Here is a 16813-nt window from a genome sequence, read left to right on the forward strand (position 1 = left end):
TTAGCGATCTTTTACTATTGGAAGATTTTCTCGGCGCCATGTATCAATACCACCGTTAAGATTGTAAACTTTCTTGAAGCCATTTTTACGTAAAACTGCACCCGCATGACCTGCACGCAAGCCAGGTTGGAATATCACAACAATAGGTTTATCCTGGAACTTCTCCAGTTCATGCCAGCGCTCCTTTATGTTCTCGACAGAAATATGCTTAGCATTTGGAGGATGACCTTCAGCATATTCACGATCATTCCTCACATCGAGTATTACCGCATTTTCGTAATTAATAAACCTGATTGCTTTCTGAACATCTATTTCTTTAGCAGAATTGCGTGAAAGCATTGGCCATAACAACATACCACCACTCATAACAGCAGCAATAATAAAAAAAACATTTTCCTGTAAAAAGGTTGATTCCATATAAGTAAATGCCTCTTCCAATTCTCTGAGTTTTATTAACCTTTTATTTTAGCAAAGTATTCACAAATCTCCATCTCTAGAAAACAAGAAAGAGACAATAATGAAAAAATAGCGTCATAGGTTATCATGTACAAACAGATAACCCACAGCGTGTCTTACACAATTCAGCTTGCAACATTTTATTAAAAAACTTAATTAAATTGAGCACTGCTTAAGCAGAAACGCACTTTTTTTATCGCCCAATTACAAAAAAACAACGAAGATCACTGCAATATGCTGCGTTCTTTGTCAAAATATAATAAAATTCTAATATCTTAACCACTTTTACAAACTTCGCTTTTATCAACTATTAGCTTCTTCTTTTGAAGGTCAACATGAAAAAACTCGTTCTCCTGCGGCATGGAGAAAGCACTTGGAATAAAGAAAATCGTTTTACTGGCTGGACAGACGTAGATTTAACACCAAAAGGACAGGAAGAAGCCAAATCTGCTGGTCAGCTTCTACGAGATAGTGGATTTACCTTTGATGTTGCTTATACCTCAGTGTTAAAGCGTGCCATTCGCACACTCTGGATCACGCTTGATCAAATGGATCAGATGTGGGTCCCAATTAATCTTAGCTGGCGACTGAATGAACGGCATTACGGCGCATTACAAGGATTGAATAAAGCAGAAACAGCTGCCCACTATGGCGAAAAACAAGTCTTGCTATGGCGACGTGGCTACGATATTCAACCTCCAGCCCTTACAATGGATGACAAGCGCTACCCGGGTTTTGATGTTCGCTATAGCAATATGTCCAAGCAGGATATTCCTCTGACTGAGAGCCTCCAAGATACCACCACTCGATTTTTACCCTACTGGATCCAAACGATTGCGCCACAAGTCAGCGCAGGACAACAGGCAATTATCGTAGCGCATGGTAATTCCCTGCGCGCACTCATTAAATATCTAGATAATATTTCAGATCAGGATATTCTTAACTATAACATTCCTACTGGCATTCCTCTGGTATATGAGCTCGACGATAATTTAAAACCTTTGCGCAATTACTATCTCGGCAACTTAGCTGAAATTGAAAAAGCCATGTCAGATGTAGCAAACCAGGCCAAAGCGAATGCTTAATCTGACCTATCTGCAAAAACGCGCGCCTATAAACCTTGTGCATGATATATCTGAAATAAATCATGTATTCCCGTGGAAATGATACACTGCGCAAAATCATAACGTTTTTTTTAGCTTTCTTTTTATTAGCTCTCATATGTGCTGGCCAGCTTTATGCCAATCCCCCAGCCAGTAAAGACTTAAAACAGTTAAAAAATCGTATTAAAGCGTTACAGAAAGAGCTGGCAAGCAAGGAAACATCTAAAACTGAAGCAGCAGATAGCTTACGCGAATCAGAACGCGCTATTAGCAAAATCAATCGAATATTAATCACACTTGCTCAACAATTGATCGACGCCAATATTAGTCTTGATCAATTATCGGAGCAATCTAAACAAATTCAAAGTAAAATTAAAATGCAGCAAGAGCAGCTTGGTAAGATGCTTTACTATCAATACATAAATGGGCAGCAAGATTACATGCAGTTACTGCTCAAACAGCAAGATCCCAATCAAATAGCTCGCAATCTTCATTATTATGGACACCTCAAGCGAGCACGCTCCGAAAATATCAATACCTTACGTGCCCAGCTTGAACAATTAGACCTGTTAACTCGCGAGAGCCACACAAAAAGAGAGGAAATTGTAAAAATTCAATCTGAGCAAACTAAAAAAAAACAGCAACTTGAACAAGAAAAGCTAAAGCGCGAAGAAATTCTTGCAAATCTTTCTGAAGAAATTATCCAGCAACAGCGAGAAATTACCAAGCTTAAAAGCGATGAGCAGCGACTGTCTAAGCTCGTAGAAGAAATCAATAGACTGCTTAGCCAAAAAAAACCTACACCCAAAAAGCCTGTCCCCCAAAAATCTCCCCCCCCTGCCACAGATAAATTTACTCAACCATCACATCATAACAACTTGCTTCCGGATTCTTCTGCAAGCGGGCGTTCATTTGAATTACTCAAAGGCCAACTGCGATTACCAGTACGAGGGGAACTTGTCAACCGTTTTGACAGTCCACGGCAGGAGGGAGGAATTAAATGGAAAGGATTATTTATTCGCTCTCAAAACGGTAATGAAGTAAAGGCAATAGCAAGCGGACAAGTTGTATTTGCCGATTGGTTGCGTGGATTTGGAAATCTTATGATTTTAGATCATGGCAACAATTATATGAGTCTTTATGGCTACAATGAAGCCATCTACAAACGTGTTGGCGATCGAGTTCGAAGTGGCGATACGATAGCGACTGTAGGAAACAGCGGTGGCCATCGTGAATCAGGTTTATACTTTGAATTGCGACACCAGGGTAAACCATTTGACCCATTAATTTGGATGATAATAGAATGAAATTTATGGTAAAAATAGTAAAGTTGATAGGCGCGGAGAATACGTGATGCATAATTTTATTAAAAAACTCAGTTTAATCCTCTCTGGAGTTGCTGCCGGAGTGATGATCAGTCTCAACTTTTCCGCTGTTGCTGATAAAGCACTCAAAGCGGAATTGCCTCCTCTCCCAATCGAAGAGTTACGAGCCTTTACCCAGGTGTTTGGTCGTATTAAAAGCGACTATGTTGAACCGGTTGATGATAAGAAACTTATTACTGAAGCCATCAACGGCATGCTGGTTGGCTTGGATCCACACTCCGCCTATTTGGATAGTGAAGAATATAAAGAATTGCAAATCGGCACACAAGGCGAATTTGGTGGACTCGGCATCCAAGTGACCATGGAAGATGGGTTGGTTAAAGTCATTTCACCTATTGAGGACACGCCAGCATTTCGGGCAGGTATCAAAACAGGCGATTTGATTATCAAACTGGATGATACCGCAGTAAAAGGCATGACCCTTAATGAGGCCATCAAGCTCATGCGAGGTAAACCTAACACTTCGATTACACTGACTATCGCTCGGGAAGGCGAAGGCGAGCCACTGGAATTTACATTAATGCGTGCTATTATCAAAATCGAAAGTGTCAAAGCCAAATTAGTTGAACCTGGCTATGGCTATTTGCGCGTCACGCAGTTCCAGGAACAGACAGGTGAAAATTTGGCCCAGGCAATTGAAAAGCTATTTAAGGAAAGTAAAACTCCGATGAAAGGGCTGGTACTTGATTTAAGAAACGACCCCGGCGGATTACTCAACAGTGCTGTAGCAGTGTCAGCAGCATTTCTTCCTGCTAATGCACTCATTGTCTATACAGAGGGGCGTACAAGTGATGCAAAAATGCGGCTCATGGCTAATCCTGAATATTATCTGCGTGGACCAGGTAAAGATTTTATAGCAGGATTACCATCGGAAATTAAGACAGTCCCCATGGTTACACTTGTCAACGGGGGCTCAGCTTCCGCCTCTGAAATTGTTGCAGGTGCGCTACAGGATCACAAGCGCTCCATCGTGATGGGCACCCAAACATTTGGCAAAGGCTCAGTGCAAACTATTCTTCCACTTGGCAACAATACTGCGATCAAGTTGACTACAGCCCGCTACTATACACCTAACGGCCAGTCCATTCAGGCTAAGGGCATCACACCGGATATCATCGATGAAACGGATGACGCCTCCCGGCAATTGCGTGAATCAGATCTTAGCCGGCATCTGCGTAGCAACAAAGTGGATGAAGTCTTAAAAATTGATGCTACAGACTCACAAAAAGCGAATGAATCGGATGATAAGCCTAAAAGCAAAAAATCCAGCTCCAAGAGAAAAACTCCTTTAGAGTTTGGTTCTAATGATGATTTGCTGCTTACCAAAGCGATTAAGCATCTGAAAGGAATGGATGCCGATGCAAAAAGAAAATCTACAAAAACAGCGAAAAAAAGTAGCTGATTTCTAAGTACTCAGTAATGCAATAGCTGAAAGATGAGGCGGAAGGATTGTGAATGACAGTCAGCTATTGCGTTATAGCCGCCATATTTTGCTGCCCCAAATTGATGTAAGGGGACAAGAAAAGCTAACGCAATCATGCATACTGATCGTTGGGGCGGGGGGACTCGGTTCCCCCGCTGCGCTTTATCTGGCTGCTAGTGGTATTGGCAAAATCATTATCTGTGATAAAGATAACGTCGACTTAACTAATTTGCAAAGGCAAATTATCCACAATACTGACGCGATTGGTGAACCTAAAACCGCTTCTGCTCGAAGAACGCTTAATCATATCAATCCAGAAGTCGAAATTATGACTTTGCAAGAACCGGCAACAGAAGAAATGCTGGTGCATCTGCTTTCTTCCGCTGATGCAGTAGTTGATGCCAGCGATAATTTTGCTACTCGTCATGCCATCAACCAGGCTTGTATTATTCAGAAAAAACCTCTGATCTCAGGGGCCGTTGTGCGCTTTGATGGACAGGTTTCTGTATTTGATCTGCGTTCTGCCGACAATCCCTGTTACCATTGTCTTTTTCCTCTTTCTGGCGAAGATAATGATCCCAATTGTGCGGTGATGGGAGTATTTGCACCTTTAGCCGGGATCATCGGCTGTACTCAAGCAGCGGAAACGATCAAAGTTTTGCTGGGCATTGGCGAAACACTCAACGGACGTTTACTTTTACTCGATGGGCTGACAATGAAATGGCGAACCATCAATTTAAAAAAAGATCCTGCCTGCGAAGCTTGTAGTTCCAGCTCAGCAAGGGCGAGCAACGACGGTGGATAAACTCTAGCTTACTGTGTATGCTACTATCTTACTCATCCATTAAGTTCGTTCATTAAGTTTCAAACTGCAGCGCTGCCAATCGTGCATAAAGCTCACTGGTCGCCATCAATTCTGCGTGCGTACCGAGTGCTTCTACACGCCCATGATTAAGTACTGCGATCCTATCCGCTGATTTGACTGTACTCAAGCGATGCGCAATCGCTATCGTAGTACGATGTGCCATCAACTGAGATAGCGCTTGCTTTACCCAATATTCGCTTTCTGCATCCAATGCACTGGTCGCTTCGTCCAACAATAAAATCGCTGCATTAGCTAAAATGGCGCGAGCAATCGCAATCCGCTGTTTCTGCCCACCTGACAATCCTAAACCTGCGTCACCCAGATGCGTTTGATAACCTCGCGGCAGATTAACGATAAACTCATGTGCGTAGGCTGCTTTGGCAGCTATTTCTACCTCTGCATCCGTTGCATCCTGGCGGGCATAACGAAGATTATCGCTGATGGTGCCATAAAATAAGATCGGGTTTTGTGACACTAATGCAAAACTTGCTCGTAACGCTGTTATTTCCAATCGCCGGATATCGATCCCTTCCAGCTTGATGCAACCAAATTGCGGATCATAAAAACGTAATAGCAAATCCAGCAAGGTCGATTTTCCAGCACCTGATGGCCCGACCAGCGCCAGCATCTCGCCGGGTTTAATAGTCAATGACAATTTATTGAGGGCAAGCACATCAGGACGCGAGGGATAAGCAAAACACAATTGCTCTATTTCGATATGACCCGATACGTTCAGCAAGGATTTGGGATGAGCAGGCGATACGATCTGGCTGGGAGCAGATAATAACTCAACAGTACGCTCAGCGGCACCTGCAGCACGTTGCAGTTCTCCCAAAACTTCCGAAATCGAACCCACCGCAGAACCTACGATAACACTGTAAAAAACAAATGCTGCCAATTCACCTCCACTAATCTGCCCTGCAATCACATCCATACCTCCCACCCAAAGAACCAGACCCACTGCGCCAAACACCAGGATAATCACCGCGGTGATTAACCATGCGCGTTGAATGGTTCGTTGCTTGGCTATGGCAAAAGCATCCTCCACATGCCGATGAAAATTGATCTTATCGATCTCCTGATGGTTGTAAGCTTGCACAGTCTTTATCTGCCCCAGTATCTCGCCGATATAAGCACCTACTGCTGCTACTTTGTCCTGGCTCTGACGGGACAGACGCCGTACCCTGTGCCCAAACACCAGAATAGGCGCTACCACCAACGGCACGCTGACTAACACCAGTGCTGTCAACTTGGCATTAGTTATAAATAACCAGACCACCCCTCCCAGCAGCATTACCAGATTACGCAAAGCAACTGAAACAGATGAACCAACCACGGTTTGCAGTAACGTCATATCTGCAGTCAAGCGTGATTGAATTTCGAGACTGCGGTTATTTTCAAAAAAACCAGGGTGCAGATGGATTAAATGATCGAATACTTTGCAGCGGATATCCGCTACCACACGCTCGCCCAGCCAAGTCACCCAGTAAAAGCGCGTAAAGGTACCTAGCGCCAACGAGATAATCAGCAATATGAAAATAAGCATATACTGCGTCAGCAGCTCAACTGATTGGGTAGCCAGACCACGATCAATCATCAGGCGGATGCCCTGCCCGATGGAAAGCATGATCGTTGCAGTAAACAGCAGCGCCACGAGGCTGAAAGCGACCTGCTTTTTGTAGGGCGCAACAAACGCTACCACCATTCTGGCCTTCTGCCAGCGATCGTGGAACACACGCAATAAATTATTCATTTGAGGTAATCTGTAACAAAAATGTAGACCTACCGGTTTTGGATAACACAAATAAAATCGTTCTGACGAAAGCACTGAATCAATTTAATTTGTTGCATAACATATCAGCTATCAACTTTAGTAAGCTAATCATTATCCTGAATCATAGAACTATATGTTTCATTCCATACTCGCCATTTGCATCGGTGCATCGTTAGGCGCTCTCCTACGGTGGCTCCTTGGAAGCACGCTCAACGCGCTATTTCCAGCCATTCCGCCAGGAACGCTCATCGCCAATCTCATTGGCAGCTATTTGATAGGTATAGCAATTGCCCTATTTGCCAATCACCCTGAGCTTGCCCCCCAGTGGCGTTTATTTATTATTACTGGCTTCCTCGGTGGACTCACGACTTTCTCTACCTTCTCGGCAGAAATTATCACGCTCATTCAACAAGAACGACTATTTTTAGCAGCCGGTGCTATCAGTCTACATGTGATAGGATCATTGTTGATGACAATGCTCGGGTTAGCAACAATTTCGCTTTTCAGGAGCGCCTAAATTCAAGGAAGAAAGATTATGCATGGTTATCAATTGACTTTTTTTACCCAACAAGCCCGTCAACATGATGGCTTACCCTTGGGTGAATGGTTATTACAAGAATCGCGCAGACTCGGTATCAGAGGTGCCACATTAATGGCTGCAACCCAAGGTTACGGTCATGATGGCAAACTACATGCAGCACATTTTTTCGAGCTGAATGATCAGCCCATAGAAGTAATGATGGCGCTGAGTGAAGCTGACGCCAAACGCATATTTAACCGACTACACGAAGAAGGAATCAATATCTTCTTCATCAAAACACCCATAGAATATGGTATGAGCGAAGAACACTAAACAGCTCATTTTCACTCTGGTGTGACAACTCCACCTGGAAGTAAGTTATTGTGGAGGCATTTCATAATCTGCCGTAAGCAGTTCCAACAGATGTCCATTTGGATCACGGAAATAAACTCCACGCCCTCCATAATTATGATTAATCGTCATATTTTCTGCCTCAGTAGGACCACTGCCATATTTAAGCTTCTCTGCCTGCAAGCGCGCAAAGATTTCGTCAAACTCCTGCTCGGAAACTTTAAATGCATAATGGTGCGATTCAAATTTTTCCTTGTTATCAAAATCCAGGCATAGCGTATCGTTCACCCGCACCACAATAAAGTGGGAGAATTTACCCAAGTATTCAAAACCAAATAATCTGCAATAAAGCTCTGCGGACGCTTGCTTATCAAAGCACGGCACAATCGTATGATTAAGGGTAATGGTCATAATTCGCTCCTTTTGCAAGAGATTTAACCTGAAAATCTTCAAGAGTGGAATTTCTATTTTAGAATATCATCACTATGAATGAACAGTGAAAGAAGCCATTATCACTTGGACAGCAATATCCAATTATTGGTAATTTTTCCTCATAAATTAAAATTCCTGGGCACTAACAAGCGATCTGTAATTTCTTAACAAAAAATGACTACTTTAATTCCCAGCTACTCAATCTGCGTTTCGCGCATGACTGCCGGTGAAAGACGTTTCGCTCAACGCCTGGAAGCAAAACTGGAGGATGATTATTTATGTTGGCATGATGTACCTGTCGGTCAATCGCTGAGGCATCCGGATTTTAGATTGTGCTTGGTAGCACAGAGACTGTTTAGCAATACTGGACTCTGGCATTAACGCAGTACTTTTACAGCATTCCTCTATCTCTCATTGGTCACAAGTAGGAGATGGTAGCGAACGCCATCATTTGCCGCTCAAATCTGCAATCGCTTGTAAAACAACTGTTACTTCCTTAGGGGTATTCATGATGCCAAACGCAATTCGGGCATACGGCTTGGCGTACGGCGTTACGCTTGCAATAATATGTCGTTCAAGCAATTTGTCGACTACTGCTTCCGGTGTCATGCCAGCGACCTCAAAGCAGATAATGCCAGCGGCAAGCTGGTTATCGCGTGGCGTATGCAACGTCACACGCGGGATCTTCGCCAGCCCTTCCCTGCATAAGCTGTTGAGATCAGCAATGCGCGCAGCAATACGTGCACGGCTGATAGTCTTGTGAAATTGGAAGGCATCCGCCATCGCCCACTGATGTTCATAAGCAAAAAATTCACCAGGTGAAACCCAGTCCGCCCGGGTAGGGCCCTTCAGCACCTCACCCTTCAGCCATGCTTCGATGAGCTCGTGGCTGATAAAGCTTGGTATAGTCGGGCGGATTTGGGCCCAAGCGGCATCACGTGCCCAGACGATGCCGGTACCGCGTGGCGCGAATAGCCATTTGTGCGTGCCGGCTGCCAAAAAATCACAGCCCAGCTCCGGCAGGGATTCATCTACCGCGCCATAGCCATGCACGCCATCAACTACTAACAAGATACGGTCACTATTATCACGGTGGCGATTTATTTCTCCAAGCGCATCTGCTATCTTATGCACCGGCAAGCGTATGCCACTGCGGGAATGCACCCAGGTAATGCCAACCACGCGAGTATTGGGTTGAATGGCTTTCACCAGACGTCCGATGATCTCATCCTCCGTTGCGGTAGAGGATTGCCCGTACAATGCAATACGCCGCCAGGAGGTGCCGTTCTTTTCTGCAGCAAAACGGATAGATTCGTGGTGTGCGTAATGGTCATGCACTGTGGTGAGAATTTCCTGTCCACGCTTGAGCAGCAGCCCGTTATAAATCAGCGCAAGACCGGTGGTGGTATTCGGCGTAATAGCATATTCATTCGCCTTGCCGCCCGAGTACGCAGCTGCTGCTTCACAAATCCGTGTGGCTATCTCAAATCTTCCTTGCTTGACAACCAAGTACGGATTTTCGTCTATCGCTTTGCGGTATTTATCGATGGCTTCGCGTACTGGCCGCGGATGCGATGCAATGTAGAAGCTGGCCAGATGAATGTAGTCAGGGGATAAGTTGAATTGCGCACGCACGGAGGCCCAATCAAGAGAATCAAATGCACTGGCCGCGTGGTTATTTCCTGTTGCAGCCAGCGGCAGTGCAGCGCTGGCAACGGCAGTCCATGTGGCACTTAACAAAAATTCACGGCGCGTCACAGACATTATCTTTCCTCCCTATTTACCTATTTACCGCAATCCTGATGCTGGCCTATGTGACCCCATCGAGGGGTGGATGAGAAGCACGGTATCTTGTTGACGGCCTCGACACTTGTTTGGCGACTTCGTACTGGTTGCCACAAAGAGCGGTAGATTTATTGCTACCTTGCAGCCTAGCCGCTCATTTTCCTGATGCGGTGCCATTGCTGATAGTGCTTAGCCATCTCATTTCTATCACAGCAGTAAGGCTATAAAAATCAATCCCGTCACCTATATAATTGCCGTGTGCTGCTATTGGCTGAACCATACTAGTCCAGCTAGTTATTCCTTTTCTAAATCAAAACTGACTTTGTCGGCTTCACCTTGCCGTATTATTTATACTGTCTGCGGCTCACCTTCGCGTCATTTTTGATTTGAAAATGGAATTACACCTTGATGCTAGGGAATAATAAATAGGCGGGCAATAATGCATGTGCATACAATTTTTATCCTTATAAATCAGGCCCACCCATAAATTGCATTTCTCGCGTTCGGCAAAGCAATACGAACAGCGATGTCGGGTGACTCATACGCATAAACCTGCGTCAGAGCAGGTGACAACTTATCGAGAAAGTAGCTTTAACAAATCATTACATTTCTTTCCAGTCTGTAGCTTGTTCGAATGCATAAGCCGCTTGATAAATTGTTACTTCGTCAAAATGTTTTCCAACTAACATCATGCCGATGGGTAGCCCCTCCACTATGCCGCACGGTATGCTCATCGCTGGATGATGGCTAATATTAAAGGGGCAGGTATTGCCGATCTGCTCTATGGCTCTGGCCACATATTCTTCCCTGCTCGCTTCAGCAGTTGGCAGTTTGGTTGCTTTCATGGGCATAGTTGGCATCAGCAGCAAATCATACTCATTCAATACAGCATTATAAGCAGCCGTTAGTCGGCGCGTCAGGTTAATCGCTTTACCATAGTAATACGTGCCATGATATTTCTTAATATAACTACCAAGCACAGTGAATAATTTGGTGGTTTCGGACAATTCGTCAGCGCGTCGCTGCCAACCATGTAATTTACTGATTAAGCTGGTGATGTACAAGTCAGAGCGTGACAGACCATAACCATTGCCAAACATCATAGTCTGCGTAATCCCTTCCACACCAATGGGTGTCCATATTGCGGGTGCAATCAGATGGCAAGGAATCGATACTTCATCTATCTGGGCGCCAAGTTTTTGCAACCATTCAGCAGCTTTTTTCACTTTCGCATCCGATGCTGCTTCTGATTCCGGCCGAGCAAATCCTTCCTTTACCATGGCAATTTTCATGCCTTTGACGCCGCCATCAAGTCTCTGTGAATACTTGACCTTTGCTGCTGTACCAGGCTGGCGGGAGTCGTAACCATCTACACCGGCGATTACCTCCAGCATCAGTGCATTATCCGCCACGTTTGCTGTCATCGGACCGGTATGATCGACGAAAATCTCAATCGGCATGATACCGGTATAAGGCACGAGACCATAGGTTGGTTTCATACCGTAAATGCCTGACCAGGAAGAGGGCATACGGATTGAGCCGCCCTGGTCTCCACCGATTGCCATATCAGCTTCTCCTAGCGCCACGACTACTGCACTGCCGGAAGAAGAACCGCCAGCGGAATACCCCTTCTTATGCGGATTATGGACTGGCCCCTTGGCACACGTATGGCTTCCACCAGAAATGCAGTAAGACTCACAATGCGTTTTACCTATGATCTCAGCACCAGCATCGAGCAATCGGGTAACGACCGTTGCATCAACATCTGGTATATAACCTTCGAGAATGGAACTGCCATTCATCATGGGCACGCCAGCCACCATGACATTATCCTTGATTGCGATTCTTTTACCTTTTAAAGGACCAGTGGATGCACCTTTAATGGAGGTCTTAACATACCAGGCATTATGAGAATTTTCTTCTACTGATGGAGCATGTCCGGAAGTACGAGGGTATTGTATGATTGGTAAATCATCAGGCAGGGCATCAACCAGATTATAAGCGTTAATGTGGGGCGCAATCAGTGCTCTGTAGGACCTAACATCCTCATCTGTCAGAGAAACACCTACTTCTTTTGCAGCCTCACGAATCTGATCTGTAGTGGGTAAGGGAACAGCCATGATTATCTCCTCATTCGCTTTGATGAAGTGACGAGTTCAGTAAACGTTACCGATTGATCAAGAAGCAAAATTGATGGCTCCTCTCTTCTGAGGTAGCCAAATGCCAGAAATTCATTTTTCTGCTCTCCTACTCGATCTATATTAACGTGAGTTCGACATAAGAATCATCAAATCACGACTGGAAGAGCTTGAGGGAGCCTGATATTAAGTGAGGGTTTCTTCTCGCGAAAGGTGTAAGCCACCAATCCGGCTATCAGATTAACAAAAAAGTTAACTGGGCTGCGATGGCGGGAGTGCTCGATTTGCGAGATATTCTTCAATGGGTCATTGACGCTCTCAATGATCGAACGTTTACGTAGCAGCAGCTTGTCAAACAACGGCAACAGCTTGTTTTTCATGTTCTTGCGTACTTTGGTGATGAGCTGCACGCCTTGCTCGCGGAGTTGCTCAAAGAGTGATTGCGAAATGTAGCCCCGGTCACCGAAGAGTTTGCCAAACAAGGAGCGCGTCACCTCTGGTACCGGGTCACGGTCATCCACATTGCCCGCCGTTATTTTTACCCCTGGCAATTCTCCCTGGTCATTAATGACCAGGTGCAGCTTGAATCCATAAAACCAACCCATGCTGGCCTTTCCCCGGGCAGCAAACCCTGCCATTACTTGATGAGACCCAATACGGCGATTATGGCACACACTAATCTTAGTCGAATCAATGAAACTGATCCCACTACATTGCCCAAAGCGACTGGTCAGAAAACAGCACAAAGGCACCAGGCTACCTTGCAACAGCTCCACAAAGCGGTGGTAACTCACCAACCCTGGAAAATAATCGCGCTGATACCTCAACACGTAATTCAGGTAATAGTGTTTAAACGTCCGGTACCCGGATAGATGAAACCCGACCATGATGGTCATGATTTCGCTTAGACACAGCGCTCCTTGCCGCCGACGCTGTTTCAGCGATGACTCTAATAAGTGCTGCTCCCATTGCGGCTCAAACTCTTTACAAAATTCGTCACTCTCACAAAAAATCGTTGTAGTATCCATGGAAATCTGACTCCTCTCATGATGAAATTCTTTTGCAAAACCATTTCATCATAAGGAATTCAGGTTTCTTTTACAGCTTTTCTTATGTCGAACTCACGTTAACATAATGGCTGTCCTGCGATAACATGAATCCAGAAGATGCCGCCTTTCGACAGCAAGACTATTGCTTCAGTTCCTTTTCTAGCTTTTCATCCCAAGCCCATGGTGCAGGGAGAAGCGGTAGGCACTGAGTGCGGGAATGAGTCCCAGCAGCAAGGTGCCCATAACGATGACTCCCAACATACCGAGCATCTGACTATTGATAGCAAAGTGATTGATGAAAATGCCATAATTATCTGCGAGAAACGGCTGAGCAAAGAATATCCCTATCACTAGCGCAAAAATCGCAGCCATTATTCCGGTTAAGGAAATCAGTAGGGCTTCGGTTTGAATGGTTAGAAACACGAAAAAAGGGCTGGCGCCGATAGCGCGCATGATCGCAATCTCGCGCTGTCTTTCGCGAATCGAGGCAAGCAGCATGGTGCTTAAGCCTAATAACGAGGAAAATAAAACCAAGATAGAGATCAATCTGAGGGTGTTTTCCATCACCTGCATCATGTGCCATAGTTCAGTAAGTGCAATGCCAGGTAAGATGGCCAGCAATGGTTCTTTTTGATAGTGATTGACTTGGCGTTGAACATGAAACGTGGCTATTTTTGATTTAAGACCGACCAGGAAAGCTGTAATACTGTGGGTGGTCAAATCGAGTGCAGCTAGCTCATGAGCAGAAGTTTGCTTACCTGGAATTTTTACACCATCTTTCCAGTCCAAGTGGATGACCTCCATTCCTTGCAGGCTAATGTATAGCGCTTGATCAACGGGTGTCCCGGTCGGCCGTAAAATCCCGGTGACGCGAAAAGGTTTGTCATCATGCTTACTGAAACTGGTATGCCCAAGACCATGCGTCAAGACAATACGCTCATTCAGGCGATAACCGAGTTTTCTGGCGACTTCGGCGCCGAGCACCACATCGAATAGCTGCACAAAAGGGCCGCCTTGCGCAAAGGATAACGATGTATTCTGACCAAAACGAAAGTGCGTAAAATAATCTTGTGTCGTGCCCATTACCCGATAGCCGCGATGGGAGTCACCTAATGAAATCGGAATCGTCCAGGCAACTTTGGGGTCGGTGGCAATCTCACGATAACTTTCCCATGAGATATTATTGGTCGCATTGCCCATGCGGAAAACAGAGTACAGCAACAAATTTAACTGCCCGGTACGGGCGCCCACAATCAAATCGACACCCGAGACTGTTTTGCTGAAACTTTCTTTTGCTTCGTGGCGGATGTGCTCTACCCCGAGCAAAACAAAAGTGCTGATGGCTACCGAAATCAAGGTGAGTAACACGGTATATTTGCGATTGAGCAGGCTATGCCAGGCGACCTTAAGAAACATACTGGTTCCCTCCTGCTAGATTGATTTCTGCCAGGTTAACGACATGATGAAAATGAGGTGTCAAGGCTGTGTCATGACTGACAAAAATTAGCGTATTACCTTGTATTTGGCCGATTTCCATCAGGATTTTCATAAAAGCATCCCGTATATCGCTATCCAAAGCGGAAGTCGGTTCATCCACGATCAAAATTTCCGGAGCATTGATCAGCGCGCGCGCAATGGCGACGCGTTGTTGCTGACCTACACTGAGATTGCTTGCTTTTTTTGTGATCAGTGTGTGATCCAGCCCAAGTGCCTCGAACAGCTGCTTCGCCATTAAATCGAGACCCGTTATATGCTTTTTGCCGAAATGGGCCGCTAATCGGATATTATCCAGCACGCTCAAATAAGGAATGAGGTTGAATTGCTGGAACACGATGCCAATATGCGCCGCTCTGAAGCGATCCCGTTTATGAGCGGATAATGCTGCGATGTCCTGACCAAGGATTTCGATACGGCCTTGATTGGCAACCAGGATGCCAGCCAGCAAATTCAGCAGGGTTGATTTTCCTGAACCCGAGGGTCCTTTAAGAAATACCCGGTCGCCTCTCGCTACCTGCCATGCAGGAATATTTAGCACAGTGGGCTGTCTTTTTCCGGGGTAGGAGAAATGCAAATCGCTAATTTTTATTACGAACGATACTGGGTCTGGGACCCGTGCCGTAGAATTTTCCGGAGAGTCTGAGTACAAGAAAGCCTCCTTGACAGTTTTACTCTAGATCAAATGTACTATATTGTAATATGGCTTTAATTTAATGATGTCTATGCTACTTATTATGAAAACCAGTTTCTTGATCAATAAACCAACTAAATTCATCAGCCTCCTGGCTGTATTGCTCATCGCCTGTTCTCAGAGTGAGCCTGATGTGAGCTCAGATGCGGTATCAGGTAATCAAACGCTCGCTCATCAACAGGCAGTTAAAGACGCACCTTATCAAACCATCCAATGGACCGATCTGATGCCGCAGGATGATCTCGATGCCTTGTTGAATCCGCCGGCTTATCTGGATGAGATAGAAGATGGTTCTGAGGAAGATATGTTAAGCAATCAATTCATACTGGCGATGGCTCAAGCCAGTGATGATCGCTACATGCAAGCGCTTTCATCGACACGGATCATGCCGGAATTTGATCATCAACGAATAAGATTACCAGGTTTTATCGTACCGCTGGAGTTCGGTGAAAAACAAACTATTACGCGCTTCTTTCTAGTACCGTTTTTCGGCGCATGCATTCATGTGCCCCCGCCCCCGCCTAATCAAATTATTTATGGGATCTATGATAAAGGGTTAAAGCTTGAGGCTTTGCATGAGCCAGTGTGGGTGACAGGTCTTTTGAAAACAACGCTGACTGAGAACGATGTCGCCACCTCTGCTTATGCGATAGAAGTCGCAGAAGTGGAAACATACGCTGAATAAACTCGGAGTTGTTTAGTTAACGCTTAGCGTGGGGTGGCTTGCTGTCAAGGAAGCAGCACCTTGCTTACCCTGGAAAATCCATTGCGCTTTGATTTCCTGGAGATCCGGAAAAAGCGAAAATAGATTGACCGAAATGGCTGTTAAATCTTTAGCCTGCTCGCACTGGAACACATAGTTAGCATGGAGATCAGCGTGCTCATGATGCATTTCAGGAGGATGCGGATGATTTTTGTCCGCATGGTTTTTGCTATAAGGCATTTCAATTTCCACATTTTCTAATGAGCATTTAGTGGTTACAAAATGAAACAGACGATCTGACGATGCCAATGTTTGCTCTGCTTTTAATAAGGCTGATACTTGTTCCTCATTATTGGGTGCATGTTCGAACCCGACCAAGTTGATTACGGGCGAGTCAAGTTCAATAAATAATGAATTGCCATCAAGCACAATATTCATTACAGCCTCACCATGGACGTGTGCACCATGCGTGAGTGGTGTCCCTGATGAAAAAACAGGGGCACTGTTCCCCAGCAAGATCAATAGCCAGCTGATTAAGCCTTGTTTCATTACCATCACTCTCCTTCTGTAAACTTTTACCAGCATGGAAATTTGCTCATTATTCTAATAGATCGTTTCAGTAAAATATTTCAAATTTACCG

17 protein-coding genes are annotated in these 16813 nt (G+C 45.1%); 8 read left to right on the forward strand and 9 right to left on the reverse strand.

What is annotated here, in order from left to right; translation table 11 throughout:
* Entirely contained in the window at positions 1–438 is a 438-nt protein-coding gene (locus AAW31_RS07515; protein WP_235264525.1) for a rhodanese-like domain-containing protein, read from the reverse strand.
* A gap of 353 nt (positions 439–791) precedes the next feature.
* Between AAW31_RS07515 and gpmA the strand changes: the two genes are divergently transcribed.
* From gpmA to AAW31_RS07535, 4 genes are all read left to right on the forward strand, one after another.
* Positions 792–1541, forward strand: a complete 750-nt coding sequence (gene gpmA, locus AAW31_RS07520) for a 2,3-diphosphoglycerate-dependent phosphoglycerate mutase (RefSeq protein ID WP_046849763.1) — start codon at positions 792–794, stop codon at positions 1539–1541.
* 62 nt (positions 1542–1603) lie between these two features.
* On the forward strand, positions 1604–2866 hold the full coding sequence (locus tag AAW31_RS07525; protein ID WP_046849764.1) for a murein hydrolase activator EnvC family protein: 1263 nt from the start codon (positions 1604–1606) through the stop codon (positions 2864–2866).
* A gap of 46 nt (positions 2867–2912) precedes the next feature.
* Complete coding sequence (locus tag AAW31_RS07530) at positions 2913–4346, forward strand: S41 family peptidase (protein ID WP_046849765.1); 1434 nt, start codon at positions 2913–2915, stop codon at positions 4344–4346.
* Positions 4347–4395: 49 nt separating this feature from the next.
* Positions 4396–5172, forward strand: coding sequence for a HesA/MoeB/ThiF family protein (locus AAW31_RS07535; protein WP_046849766.1), 777 nt, complete (start codon positions 4396–4398; stop codon positions 5170–5172).
* A gap of 52 nt (positions 5173–5224) precedes the next feature.
* Here the strand turns inward: AAW31_RS07535 and AAW31_RS07540 are convergent, their stop codons facing one another.
* Positions 5225–6985 carry an ABC transporter transmembrane domain-containing protein gene (locus AAW31_RS07540; protein ID WP_046849767.1) on the reverse strand — a complete coding sequence of 587 codons (1761 nt, stop codon included), beginning with the start codon at positions 6983–6985 and terminating at the stop codon, positions 5225–5227.
* A gap of 154 nt (positions 6986–7139) precedes the next feature.
* On the opposite strand from AAW31_RS07540, the gene crcB reads away from it, so the two are divergent.
* Both crcB and AAW31_RS07550 read left to right on the forward strand, forming a co-directional pair.
* Entirely contained in the window at positions 7140–7523 is a 384-nt protein-coding gene (crcB, locus tag AAW31_RS07545; RefSeq protein WP_046849768.1) for a fluoride efflux transporter CrcB, read from the forward strand.
* An 18-nt stretch (positions 7524–7541) separates the two neighbouring features.
* Positions 7542–7859 (forward strand): DUF190 domain-containing protein, encoded by a 318-nt coding sequence (locus AAW31_RS07550; RefSeq protein WP_046849769.1) that lies wholly within the window; start codon positions 7542–7544, stop codon positions 7857–7859.
* Positions 7860–7904: 45 nt separating this feature from the next.
* Here the strand turns inward: AAW31_RS07550 and AAW31_RS07555 are convergent, their stop codons facing one another.
* Complete coding sequence (locus tag AAW31_RS07555) at positions 7905–8288, reverse strand: VOC family protein (RefSeq protein ID WP_046849770.1); 384 nt, start codon at positions 8286–8288, stop codon at positions 7905–7907.
* A gap of 195 nt (positions 8289–8483) precedes the next feature.
* Here AAW31_RS07555 and AAW31_RS21880 point away from each other — a divergent pair, with 195 nt between their 5' ends.
* Entirely contained in the window at positions 8484–8690 is a 207-nt protein-coding gene (locus tag AAW31_RS21880; protein WP_082110372.1) for a hypothetical protein, read from the forward strand.
* Positions 8691–8756: 66 nt separating this feature from the next.
* Here AAW31_RS21880 and AAW31_RS07560 read toward each other — a convergent pair whose 3' ends face one another.
* The 5 genes from AAW31_RS07560 to AAW31_RS07580 form a co-directional block, all read right to left on the reverse strand.
* On the reverse strand, positions 8757–10073 hold the full coding sequence (locus tag AAW31_RS07560) for an aminotransferase class V-fold PLP-dependent enzyme (RefSeq protein ID WP_046849771.1): 1317 nt from the start codon (positions 10071–10073) through the stop codon (positions 8757–8759).
* Positions 10074–10696: 623 nt separating this feature from the next.
* A complete protein-coding gene (locus AAW31_RS07565) occupies positions 10697–12214 on the reverse strand; it encodes an amidase (protein WP_046849772.1) in 1518 nt (505 codons plus the stop codon).
* 167 nt (positions 12215–12381) lie between these two features.
* The gene (locus AAW31_RS07570; RefSeq protein WP_046848682.1) at positions 12382–13260 is read right to left on the reverse strand and encodes an IS982 family transposase; all 879 of its coding nucleotides are present in this window, start codon (positions 13258–13260) and stop codon (positions 12382–12384) included.
* Between the two features lie 180 nt (positions 13261–13440).
* Complete coding sequence (locus AAW31_RS07575; RefSeq protein WP_046849773.1) at positions 13441–14697, reverse strand: ABC transporter permease; 1257 nt, start codon at positions 14695–14697, stop codon at positions 13441–13443.
* A complete protein-coding gene (locus AAW31_RS07580; protein WP_046849774.1) occupies positions 14687–15427 on the reverse strand; it encodes an ABC transporter ATP-binding protein in 741 nt (246 codons plus the stop codon). Before AAW31_RS07580 ends, AAW31_RS07575 begins: the two co-directional genes overlap by 11 nt.
* 85 nt (positions 15428–15512) lie before the next feature.
* Between AAW31_RS07580 and AAW31_RS07585 the strand changes: the two genes are divergently transcribed.
* Positions 15513–16154, forward strand: coding sequence for a DUF3299 domain-containing protein (locus tag AAW31_RS07585; protein WP_052752375.1), 642 nt, complete (start codon positions 15513–15515; stop codon positions 16152–16154).
* Between the two features lie 12 nt (positions 16155–16166).
* Here the strand turns inward: AAW31_RS07585 and AAW31_RS07590 are convergent, their stop codons facing one another.
* Positions 16167–16721, reverse strand: coding sequence for a DUF2796 domain-containing protein (locus AAW31_RS07590; RefSeq protein WP_052752139.1), 555 nt, complete (start codon positions 16719–16721; stop codon positions 16167–16169).
* Positions 16722–16813: the final 92 nt, after the last annotated feature.

The sequence above is a fragment of the Nitrosomonas communis genome (assembly GCF_001007935.1).
Lineage (GTDB): Bacteria > Pseudomonadota > Gammaproteobacteria > Burkholderiales > Nitrosomonadaceae > Nitrosomonas > Nitrosomonas communis.

Excerpts from the sequence above, each read along its gene's own strand:
- gpmA (WP_046849763.1), top strand. The coding sequence starts at position 792 with ATGAAAAAACTCGTTCTCCTGCGGCATGGAGAAAGCACTTGGAATAAA.
- AAW31_RS07525 (WP_046849764.1), top strand. The coding sequence starts at position 1,604 with ATGTATTCCCGTGGAAATGATACACTGCGCAAAATCATAACGTTTTTT.
- AAW31_RS07530 (WP_046849765.1), top strand. The coding sequence starts at position 2,913 with ATGCATAATTTTATTAAAAAACTCAGTTTAATCCTCTCTGGAGTTGCT.
- AAW31_RS07540 (WP_046849767.1), bottom strand. The coding sequence starts at position 6,985 with ATGAATAATTTATTGCGTGTGTTCCACGATCGCTGGCAGAAGGCCAGA.
- crcB (WP_046849768.1), top strand. The coding sequence starts at position 7,140 with ATGTTTCATTCCATACTCGCCATTTGCATCGGTGCATCGTTAGGCGCT.
- AAW31_RS07550 (WP_046849769.1), top strand. The coding sequence starts at position 7,542 with ATGCATGGTTATCAATTGACTTTTTTTACCCAACAAGCCCGTCAACAT.
- AAW31_RS07555 (WP_046849770.1), bottom strand. The coding sequence starts at position 8,288 with ATGACCATTACCCTTAATCATACGATTGTGCCGTGCTTTGATAAGCAA.
- AAW31_RS21880 (WP_082110372.1), top strand. The coding sequence starts at position 8,484 with ATGACTACTTTAATTCCCAGCTACTCAATCTGCGTTTCGCGCATGACT.
- AAW31_RS07560 (WP_046849771.1), bottom strand. The coding sequence starts at position 10,073 with ATGTCTGTGACGCGCCGTGAATTTTTGTTAAGTGCCACATGGACTGCC.
- AAW31_RS07565 (WP_046849772.1), bottom strand. The coding sequence starts at position 12,214 with ATGGCTGTTCCCTTACCCACTACAGATCAGATTCGTGAGGCTGCAAAA.
- AAW31_RS07570 (WP_046848682.1), bottom strand. The coding sequence starts at position 13,260 with ATGGATACTACAACGATTTTTTGTGAGAGTGACGAATTTTGTAAAGAG.
- AAW31_RS07575 (WP_046849773.1), bottom strand. The coding sequence starts at position 14,697 with ATGTTTCTTAAGGTCGCCTGGCATAGCCTGCTCAATCGCAAATATACC.
- AAW31_RS07585 (WP_052752375.1), top strand. The coding sequence starts at position 15,513 with ATGAAAACCAGTTTCTTGATCAATAAACCAACTAAATTCATCAGCCTC.
- AAW31_RS07590 (WP_052752139.1), bottom strand. The coding sequence starts at position 16,721 with ATGAAACAAGGCTTAATCAGCTGGCTATTGATCTTGCTGGGGAACAGT.